Genomic DNA, 2,138 nt, shown 5'->3' on the forward strand with positions numbered 1-2,138 from the left:
CGCCGCAACGAGGTGCAACCGAAGCGACAGCAGCCGGACGCCGAAAGATAACACGATGCCATGAAGCGGCGTCGGCTTGAACGAACTGTTAGGTTGTAGGCGCCCGACGACCCACTGCACATGCGAAGCAAGCTACGGAATGCTACCGCCACCACGGTGCGCAGGTCCCCTGCGCGCTGTGGGCCAAGTACGCAAGGGCACGCTTGAACCAAACAGTAAACCTATCAAGCGCAATTCAATGCAAAGCCCGCATATCCCCAAAAAAAATTCCGCGCTAAACCTAACACCTGAATTAAGCCGCGCCGCGAAGCGGCGTCGGCTTGAATGAATTGTTAGGCCTACAGCTCACTTAGCACCTGAGCAGGCTCAATCGTGTTGCCCTGGGCGTCAGTGAGTGGAAAGACCTTGTTACAAGGTTTGCAGTAGTAACCCTTGCCATGGAACTGATAAGAAGCGTATCCCGAGATTGGCTTCTTGCAGGATGGGCAATGTGGGTTCTTTTGCTTGTCCCAGTAGACGCCGTACTTGAGCCGCAAGTCATCGCTCTTGGACGAATACCAGGTTGCTACGAAGAAGATTACGTTGAGAGCGGATGAAGTGGCCAGTAGAGCAAGTAAAAACCGCTTAGAGACAACGTCCTCGATGGCCGGAAGTATGGCAGGAGCAATCTGGTAGGCCGCCCAAGCGAGAACAACCGTCAAAGACGATGCGATTGCCTCAGCGGCCCGATCAGCCAATGTATCTTTCAGTTTGTCGATTAATTTCATGTAGGCCTAACGCCTGAATTAAGCCGCGCCGCGAAGCGGAGTCGGCTTGAATGAATTGTTAGGGCGCAACCTACACACCCTGATACACATCATGGATGAAGGTGATGTCAAGGGAGGCAATGCGGGTAAGCATGCCCGGTGTCAGTTCAAGCGCGTAGTTTCGGTTGCCGGATGTACTTGCCCAAATGCGTACGTTTCCTGCGTTGCTGAGCTCAACAAGAAAGTTTCGATGTGGCTCTAGGAAAGTGACCAGCTCTTCCAATGCGTCCTCGACCAGTGCGTCGGTAGACTCGCGCCAACCGTAAGAGAATGGATTGGCGGCCCAGTAACCAGCTGAACGAGTACCCGTTAGCAAAGTGCCCTTGGGAGTTCTACGAGGATCACCCGCTCGCCAAGAATGCTGGGGTTCCAAGCTGAGAGTGCGCGTGACCACATCCGGATCAAGTGCGGGATGCGAAATGCGCAGATCAATAATGTGCGAATAAAGTTGCATTTGCGCCCTAACACCTGAATTAAGCCGCGCCGCGAAGCGGCGTCGGCTTGAATGAATTGTTAGGCGGCATACCGGCGATACACGAATACAGTTGCCGCCGCCACTGAAAGCACCCCGGCGAGCCCCCAAGCCGGATACACGAGCATAGTAGGCCACAACCTTGACGCCGCAGCCGCGAGGCCGGTGACCAGGAAGAGCCAGCCAAAGGCTCGATGGGCGCGATACCACGCGGCAGGGTCGGCGAGAGTGCGAGCGGTGCGAAGGCCGACCCAGCGATTGGGTGGAAGGACCTTGAAGACCATGAGAACGCCGACGGCGCAGATGAACGATGCCGCGATGAGCTGGCCTTTCATATCGCGAAGCTCTCCGTCTGCCGCCTAACACCTGAATTAAGCCGCGCCGCGAAGCGGCGTCGGCTTGAATGAATTGTTAGGCGGCGCACGCGACTGCGTGACAACTACCCGCCGCCAAGTGTACGAAGACTGGGAAAGATTACGGCAACGGTAACAAGTAAAGCCAGAATAGCGGCCTTAATTGCAAGCACGTGCCACGGGAACGGGACGGCTCCATTTGGATTGCTCCAGCCGCCTGGCGCGTCATCATCTGCTGTAACGATGTGGCCAACGAAAGCCCATGCGGCGACGCCAATAAATGTGTAGAGGTATGGCACATGCCAAATCAAAGACAGCAGAACAGCTGCGATGGCCACGCCAGCAACTGCCAAAGAAATATTTCGCCGGCGATCAACTGTCATAGCCGCCTAACACCTGAGTTAAGCCGGCCTGCTGAGCGGGCGCGGCGTTGGTTCAATCATAGCGCCAGCGCCGAGACCGCGAAGCGGGCTCGGCTTGAACGAATTGTTAGGCTGGCGGATCGCT

At 56.2% G+C, this 2,138-nt stretch carries 4 protein-coding genes; all 4 read right to left on the reverse strand.

The features are described 5' to 3' along the window. Window positions 1-338 precede the first annotated feature (338 nt). The 4 genes from K7B09_RS12960 to K7B09_RS12975 all read right to left on the reverse strand — a co-directional run bounded on the left by K7B09_RS12960 (window position 339) and on the right by K7B09_RS12975 (window position 2,014). Complete coding sequence (locus K7B09_RS12960) at window positions 339-767, reverse strand: hypothetical protein (RefSeq protein ID WP_223629882.1); 429 nt, start codon at window positions 765-767, stop codon at window positions 339-341. 70 nt (window positions 768-837) lie between these two features. Next, window positions 838-1,260 (reverse strand): DUF4279 domain-containing protein, encoded by a 423-nt coding sequence (locus tag K7B09_RS12965; protein ID WP_223629883.1) that lies wholly within the window; start codon window positions 1,258-1,260, stop codon window positions 838-840. A gap of 59 nt (window positions 1,261-1,319) precedes the next feature. Next, window positions 1,320-1,613 carry an SdpI family protein gene (locus K7B09_RS12970; protein ID WP_223629884.1) on the reverse strand — a complete coding sequence of 98 codons (294 nt, stop codon included), beginning with the start codon at window positions 1,611-1,613 and terminating at the stop codon, window positions 1,320-1,322. A gap of 104 nt (window positions 1,614-1,717) precedes the next feature. Next, entirely contained in the window at window positions 1,718-2,014 is a 297-nt protein-coding gene (locus K7B09_RS12975) for a hypothetical protein (RefSeq protein ID WP_223629885.1), read from the reverse strand. Window positions 2,015-2,138: the final 124 nt, after the last annotated feature.

This window comes from Thermomonas beijingensis, assembly GCF_020034655.1.
In the GTDB taxonomy this organism is placed as follows: domain Bacteria; phylum Pseudomonadota; class Gammaproteobacteria; order Xanthomonadales; family Xanthomonadaceae; genus Thermomonas; species Thermomonas beijingensis.

Coding starts and splice junctions, on each gene's coding strand:
- K7B09_RS12970 (WP_223629884.1), bottom strand. CDS start 1,613: ATGAAAGGCCAGCTCATCGCGGCATCGTTCATCTGCGCCGTCGGCGTT.
- K7B09_RS12960 (WP_223629882.1), bottom strand. CDS start 767: ATGAAATTAATCGACAAACTGAAAGATACATTGGCTGATCGGGCCGCT.
- K7B09_RS12975 (WP_223629885.1), bottom strand. CDS start 2,014: ATGACAGTTGATCGCCGGCGAAATATTTCTTTGGCAGTTGCTGGCGTG.
- K7B09_RS12965 (WP_223629883.1), bottom strand. CDS start 1,260: ATGCAACTTTATTCGCACATTATTGATCTGCGCATTTCGCATCCCGCA.